Origin of the sequence: uncultured Microbulbifer sp. (assembly GCF_947498635.1) — a bacterium.
GTDB classification, from domain to species: Bacteria; Pseudomonadota; Gammaproteobacteria; order Pseudomonadales; family Cellvibrionaceae; genus Microbulbifer; species Microbulbifer echini.
Map to the genome: position 1 here is coordinate 49,426 of NZ_CANMKV010000028.1, position 7,351 is coordinate 56,776.

The 7,351-nt window shown below is 50.4% G+C and carries 4 protein-coding genes; all 4 read left to right on the forward strand.

The annotated features are described in order from the left end of the window. Positions 1–166: 166 nt before the first annotated feature. The 4 genes from Q1A69_RS14415 to Q1A69_RS14430 all read left to right on the forward strand — a co-directional run bounded on the left by Q1A69_RS14415 (position 167) and on the right by Q1A69_RS14430 (position 7,102). Positions 167–5,344 carry a DUF748 domain-containing protein gene (locus tag Q1A69_RS14415; protein WP_299586701.1) on the forward strand — a complete coding sequence of 1,726 codons (5,178 nt, stop codon included), beginning with the start codon at positions 167–169 and terminating at the stop codon, positions 5,342–5,344. 387 nt (positions 5,345–5,731) lie between these two features. Then, positions 5,732–6,097 (forward strand): hypothetical protein, encoded by a 366-nt coding sequence (locus Q1A69_RS14420; RefSeq protein ID WP_299586703.1) that lies wholly within the window; start codon positions 5,732–5,734, stop codon positions 6,095–6,097. Between the two features lie 64 nt (positions 6,098–6,161). Further along, positions 6,162–6,584, forward strand: coding sequence for a GFA family protein (locus Q1A69_RS14425; RefSeq protein WP_299586706.1), 423 nt, complete (start codon positions 6,162–6,164; stop codon positions 6,582–6,584). Between the two features lie 212 nt (positions 6,585–6,796). Next, a complete protein-coding gene (locus tag Q1A69_RS14430; protein ID WP_299586709.1) occupies positions 6,797–7,102 on the forward strand; it encodes a hypothetical protein in 306 nt (101 codons plus the stop codon). Positions 7,103–7,351: the final 249 nt, after the last annotated feature.

The following is a 7,351-nucleotide window of genomic DNA, read 5'->3' on the forward strand; positions in this document are numbered from 1 at the left end:
AATAGTAGACAGCATGGGTAGGGGCGAGACCCATAGCACGACGTCGGATTTCATTATCGCGAATAGTGACGCCAGGGTAAAAAAAACCACGGGCCTGGTCTTTACTTTATGGGCTTGGCTGTCGTTGCAGCTTGCGTTCAACTCATTTCGCGGCGCTATTTTTACAATGCCAACAGAGCCTGCCGATCATAAAAATCACTTTCGCCATCTGCTGTGGTGGTTGATAGGTGCATTATTGCTGCTGGAAGGGTTTTCCCTGGTCGTTTCAGGACTGGTGCGCGATAAAGCCAGTGCATGGATGGCCGAACGGGGACTGGATTTCCAGGCGCAATACTTTCGCGTGTCACTGCTCGATCTGAGTGTGCTGGTTGTGGATGCCAGGGCAATAAACCGCGAGGGGCGGGGCTTTTCTGCTCAGGAAATCCTACTGGACTACAGCTGGTGGCAACTGTTGCGCGGCCGCGCCAACTTGCCGCGGGCCTCGGTCAGTGGCGCCTATATGGATTTGCAATCCGCCCCCGGTGAGCGGCACAGGGCGTGGGAGGTGGGTGGTTGGAGTCTGGCCCAAAGCGAGCGCAAGGACAGGAATTTTCACCTGATGATCGGTTCGGCGCGGATACGCAATAGTGAGCTTTGCTATCTGCACCGGCCCATCTGGTCGACGGCCTCCTGTGTTTATGTCGGCGATGTAGATGCGCGGGATTTTTCCTTGGGATTGCGGCGCAAGGGCGATGTTCCCCTAGAGGTGGATATTGCCGCCGTGGAGATTCAACTGCGCGAGCTGTTGGCGAGGGAGCGCAGCGCGGTGCGACATAACACCACCTTGGCAGAAGTGCACTTAAAGGCGGTGGATTTCCGCTGGCCCAGCTTACGCACCGAGGCCGAATCTTTCAGTGCAGAACTTTTCTCCAGCTGCCCGCCACAGCAGTGGGCCGATGCGATTCAGGGATTGCAGCGCTTGATTGGTCACTGCGCGGCAGCGCGTCGTTTACAAGCTGCGGGAGATCTGAAGTTCGATTTTGGCCGGGTGGCAATGGCTCAGTGGCGCCGCGCGAGTGGTGAAGGGGTTGTGCTGCGGCGCAGCGATCAGCGCTGGCAGGATTGGCGCGCAGAAACCATCGCTATTCGCGATTTTGATTATGTCCGTCCGATCAAGCGGTTGCGCTGGGGTAGTGCTGGCGCCACCGCTTTTGACTGGTGTCCCAAACAACTGCGCGACAGCGAGCGCCATTTTTGTGTGCGCGCCACGACCCTAAATCTTCCCGGCCCCACCAAATTCGACTGGAGTCAGCGTTTAAAGATATCCACCGGGCCGAGCCGTGCGCAACAGGTGCGCTATCTGGATGTGGCCCAGCCGCACCGCCAACCCCTCACCGCACAACAAGCCCGGTTGGGTCCGCTGGAATTCGATATTGTCAGCCGTATTCTGTCGGTGGGCAGCTTATCGGTGGATAGTGCTAGCGGCTGTGTGCCCGGTGCGCTGTGGCACAAACCCGATCATTGTGTACGCCTGGCGGGTCTGCGCGGAGAAGAGAAAGTGGCACTGCGCTTCGGTTCGTCACAGAAGAAAATTCCCTGGGGATTCGCCAGTGGACCGGTACATCTGGCGCAGATGCAGCTGGTGGGACTGGCGGAGGAGCGGTTGCGGCTGCGCAAGTTGCAATGGCAAAGCATCGATACACTGGCATCCGGCACGCCCTATTCAATTCAGAATTTCTCCCTGCTGTCCCTATCTGGTTGTTTATCGCGAGGTCTGTTGCCGGACGGGTGGGGGCCATTGTGCGCCCAAGTGAATAGTTTGCAGGGGCGGGGCAACTTTGCCTGGCAGCGAGGGGAAGAGGGTTATGCCATTTTCGGAAAATTGGGGGTGCAGCGTTTGATGCTGGGGGATTCTACCAGCGGCAATAGCGGGCTCCTATTACAAAAACTGGCCAGTGGTGCCGGGTATTTCCGGCGCGAGCCGGTCGAAGATCCCTGGGCCGCCAGCGCACAGGCATCGGATATTGGACCTGGCTCAGAAGATTACGGCACCGAAAAGGGGAGGCTGCAGGATCAGGGCCCATTGGCCAGCCATCAACTGGCTACCGTTGATGCGCCAAATTTCAAATTGCAGAATGCCAGCCTTCAGCGTCTCGATGGTTGCCTGCCCGACACTTGGGCCCGACTAATTTACCGCGCGACTCTTCCCGTGGAAGAAATGCCAGCCTGCTTTGATCTGCGCGATCTGCGCCAAGAGCAACCACTTCGCATTGCCTGGTTGGGCGGGCTGGATATTGCCACAGCTGAGGTTTCCATCGAGCGCGCCGAGGTTCGTACGGCTCAGGACCGCTCGCTGCTGGAGATCAAAAACTTGAATTTACCGCTGGTTAGAATCCGTCGCGCAGAAAGCGCCGCATTGAGTACCTATATTGCACTGCCGGGGAGTGCGCTAGAGGCGCTGTATGGCTGCCTACCGAATATTGCGAGATTGTCGAAAACGCCTATCCGCTGTGTGGATTTGCACAGTGTTCAATTGGGACAGGCCTTCCACCTGGAGTTTGGCCTTCAGCAGGCTTCGGCGAACTTGAGCGATTCCAGTATGGCTCAGGTTCAACTGCTTAAGGCCGGGGGAAAACCGGTGCTGGATCTACAAGACCTCACCATGCCGGTGATGGAATTCCTCTGGTCACGCAATGGGGCCGCAATGTCGGAGGTAAAGTTTGAGGCGCTGTCTGCGAAATCATTACTGGCTTGCTTGCCAGCGCGTACTGGATTGCAAGAAAAGCTACCGCACTGTGTTTTCAGTCAAGATCTGCGCTCTATTGGCAGCAGTGGTGTGGCGCTGGGGCAAACAGCGTTCACCCGAACAGATTCCGGTGTGCCTCTCTGGCAATTTGAAACACTGGCGATACCGCAGGTGTCCTTTTCGACAGATTCCATCGATCTCTACGACTTATCGATGGACAATATATTGATTTGTGGTCTGCGGAGCCTATTGCCCAGTGAGGCTGATCGAGTCAACTTGGCTGACTGTATTGAGACCTCACGAATAAACTTTACTAGTGACCCCATCCGTATTGGTTTTGGTCCTCACCGTGACCGCCTCTGGTTGGGGCCGGTGCAAAGCGGGCCAATTGCCTTTTGGCAGAAAGGACGCGACTTTCTTCAAGCTGGCCTGCAGCAACTGAGTTGGCAGGGGTTCAGCTGGAAGGGTGGAAAGCAGTTTTCCGTTATTGATTTGAAAATCCTTAATACCCGGGTCTGTCTGCCGGAATCTGGTAAGTCGGTGAATGTCGAGCGACTTGAAGGTGCCAGGGTCGGGGACACACAGCGCTGCTACGGACTCGATGAGCTGTATATGCCCGGCAAACAACAGCTATCTCTGAATCGGCCCTTTGCACTTAAGGGATCGCTACAAATGTCCGGTCTGTCAATTCCAGGAAAAAATTCTCCTCCACTGAAATTCCCCAGTTTTCAGCTAGATAATATTTCTCTTGAGGGTGAGGCGCTCGCGCTTATACAAAATGTCAGTGGCTGTCTACCCGCCGGACTGCTTAAAGACAAAAAACTTGCCCCCTGTTATCAGCTGGGGCAGTTGCGTTTGGGGGGAATGGAAAGTCAACAAACGGCTACAGGGCGGAATTTTCTGCTTAGAGATATCAGTGTGGCGGATATACAAATGCACGAAGCGGGTTTTCCACAGGCCCTGCCTCTACCGCTACTGAAAACCGGGCGGCTTCAAGTAGAAAATCTGCGCTTTAGTGGCCGTTCTGTAGGGGTACACCAGCTGCAACTCCAGGGTATCGCCAGTTGTATTCCTGCGAAATATTTTGATCAAGGCAGTCACTGTTTCAATCTCGATGTGGTAAGACTGGATGGCAATTTCAGCGGCACTCACGGATTGACGCTCTCTCTATTCAAAGTTGAGAATATTGATGTGCTTTCCCCTGGCGGGGAACTATTAGCAGAAGGGGAGAGTGTAGAAATCTCGCACTTTTCTATGAATGCCAAAGAGTGGTATTTCGCCTGGGGTGAAGCCGTTCATTTTCATTTTTTTAACCGAGATCCGAGCGCACCGGAATTCGAGCGCCATAGTACGATAGGGGATTTCAGGCTATTACATATAAAAGCCTTATCTTTTGATCGGCGCAGGGAGTACTTAACGATTGATTTCATCGATTTTTTTCGACCGCGTTTTATCCTACTGCGGGATGAGCAGGGCCAGTTTCCGGTAACCTGGGAAATCGCCGAGCTTCGCGGTATGCCAATTCATAGAAATATGCCCAGCAAGAAAAAAGATCGGCCACCCCTCTTGTACCATGTCGGTGATATTCATCTGCGCCACGGCACCTTTACCTGGGTGGATCGTAAACATGAATTTCGGGCACGCCTGCCTGTGCGCGATATTAATCTTAACCTGAGTGATATCAGTAATCTGGGGGAGCATCCTCCTGCGGTCGTGGTGGCCAATGGTCGCCCTGGAGGATTTGGCGATCTTCAAGTGGGAGGGACGATCGATTATCTGGGGAATAAAAAGTGGAACGCAGATCTGACTGGTTACCTGGCCAATGTAAACCTGATCCCGGCAACCCCTTATATGACCCAACTGTTGGGTTTCAAAATACTACAGGGGCAGATGGATGCAGTAGTGAATATTCACGTACACGAAAACCAGCTGAATGCCTTTGCCGATGTCGTGCTGGAGAAAATCAAGGTTCGGCGAGTGCGAAAAGACGATCAACTGTCAGTGAAAAAGCGATTTATTCCCCTAAACCTGGCCCTTTGGTTATTAAAAGATGGAAAAGGGAATGTAAAGTTTGGTATGCCCGTCACCGGAAATATCCGCGACCCCAAGTTTTCAATGGAGTTTGTATTTAGCGAACTACTGCAAAAAGCCATTATGGATGCGCTATTTAGTTACTTTACCCCTTATGGGGTTTATCTATTGGCTAAGTTAGCCTGGGGGCGTTTTATGGCCAAATCATTTGATACTATCGATTTCCAGCCGGGCAGTGCGGAATTGGATGGTTTGGCTTTAGCGCAGTTACAACAAATGGTTGAGGTGCTACACAAACACCCAGATGCCCGTCCTGGGGTTTGTGGAATCGCCAATGCCAGGGACTGGAATGCAATGTATCCAAATTCCACAATCGGACTGCGCGGTAGCCGCCGCTATCTATCGAACTTTTATCGCCGACCGCCCATTACATTGCGGGAGGAGTTTGAGAAACTTGCACAGGAGCGTAGTCGCAAAGTTGAGCGATACTTGATTGATTCAGGCATTCCCGCGGCAGAGCTGATTCCCTGCGCACCGGATTATATGGGGCGAGATTTTGGTGATCCGAGAGTGGAATTTTCCAATTGATTCTAAAAATATAAAAGAAAAGAAGCTTCATTGAAACCAAAAGGTATTAACGCAGATTATATTTTGAGAAACGCACCATTTCCATAAAGTTCTCCTCACACCCTGTGGAAAAAATGTACTTAGCTACTATATGGAATGGGTTTTCTTATCCAGAATTAGAACCATTTCAAACTCTATGTGTTGACAAGCAGGTGAGAAATTTTCTGCAATGATTTTGCACGTGCAGCTTCCAAAAATTAAGCGCTTTAACGATGTTAGGTTGGCTTGATGCGGTTCTTAATTCTATGGCATGGTTAGCGTAGAAATACCTCTTTTTGGGTAGTGCTATTTACCACCAACATTGCCACTATCTATACATAATTAAACATCAGTATTCAGGGAATGAATATGAGATTAATCCTGTTTTTCCTATTGCTGTTTTCAACCTCTGTATTTGCTGTTGAACAGCAGCAGCCTCTGAAAACTATGTCAACGTGTTTGGTAATGAATAAATGGAGTGCCTGGGGTATGTGGGAATTCCAGGTTTACGCAATGGCCAGGGAGAAGATCTTAATTGGTGATAAGGAAAATCACTTCTTGATTACAGCGGATGAGCGGGGTTTTCGCCACATTATTGCTGGTGAGGAAGTCGCAAATTACCCAGAGGCAACCACCCTGGAAGATCTGGGGCGGTTGTGCATGGAAAATTGCCCGCTGAATCACACCAAAAGAATGAATTGGTTCAAGCGACGCTGCAAGTCTTATGAATCTTAGATAGCCCCACGGCAAGAGTTAGTAAGTGTACGCTTCTATAGCTTTACAGAAGAGAGAGAAAAATATGAACGAATCTAATCAAGTCCAGGGAAGCTGCCTGTGCGGTTCTGTGACCATTAAGGCTGAGCTGCCTTCCTCTGACCTTGGAGTCTGTCACTGTAGCATGTGTAAGAAGTGGAGCGGTGGTCCACTGTTGGCGGTAGACTGCCAGACCAGTGTGGAGATTTCCGGTGAAGAGCATGTATCTGTATTTGACTCTTCGGACTGGGCTGAGCGCGGTTTCTGTTCCAATTGTGGCTCCCATCTCTTCTACCGATTAAAGGAAACCCAGCAGTACTCGGTTCCTGCCGGTATTTTAGATCTCCCTCCAGGAGTAGCTATGACGCATCAGATTTTTATTGATGAAAAGCCTGGTTATTACGATTTTGCCAATGAAACCAGAAACATAACCGGCCTGGAATTGGTCACTGAATTTTCCGGAGAGTGAGTGATCACATACTTCTGATTTCTTTTTTGGGGACCATTTGTCCCCCTTTAAGGTTACTATTGGTTGCTAACAGCGCTCGCAGTCTAAAGGCGGCTGCACCCATAGTAAAATTCGTGGGTAATTTGGGCTATCTAGAAGCAGTCTTATCAAGCTGTGAAAAGGGCCTAAATAATGTGGAATGATCAAGTGGTAATAAGGAGTGGCAGAGCGCCATGACAGAAACACAGATAGTAGAAATTTTCCTAGCCAATCAGTGGTGGGCCATCATTGCCTTGGTGGTATGTGTCATAGGTGTAACCCTGTGTTGGTTTGGGGGCCTAATGGCTGCATTGACTGCTTTGGGTAATAAGCACTGGGTTTGGGGAGTTGTCACTATATTTCTTGGCCCTATTACCGGGATTCCCTATGCGTTGCGTTATAAAGAAGCGGAGTATGCTCGCTCTTTGATGCTTCGAGGAGTATGGGTGTTGTTGCTTGGTTTGGTTATTGCTATTTTGGTTTTATTTTTAGGCCGCTAGATTTATTGCGCGTTACTTTTAAGGAAGCTCTGAAAAATAGCTTTCTAGCTCTAAATTAGGTATCACACAATAAAAAAATGACTGTTTTTTAGTCAAAAGTCAGGTTTCCATAGGCATTTATCCTCATTTTCATTCCCTGAAATCTGTGTTTTGCAGATTTCAGATGCACTGATCCTAGTGCGGCAGATATTTTTTTCCAATCAATAAGTTGGTAAAGCCGGCCAGCATACACAGACGCTGGGTGTTTTT

Coding starts and splice junctions, on each gene's coding strand:
- Q1A69_RS14415 (WP_299586701.1), top strand. CDS start 167: ATGCCAACAGAGCCTGCCGATCATAAAAATCACTTTCGCCATCTGCTG.
- Q1A69_RS14425 (WP_299586706.1), top strand. CDS start 6,162: ATGAACGAATCTAATCAAGTCCAGGGAAGCTGCCTGTGCGGTTCTGTG.
- Q1A69_RS14420 (WP_299586703.1), top strand. CDS start 5,732: ATGAGATTAATCCTGTTTTTCCTATTGCTGTTTTCAACCTCTGTATTT.
- Q1A69_RS14430 (WP_299586709.1), top strand. CDS start 6,797: ATGACAGAAACACAGATAGTAGAAATTTTCCTAGCCAATCAGTGGTGG.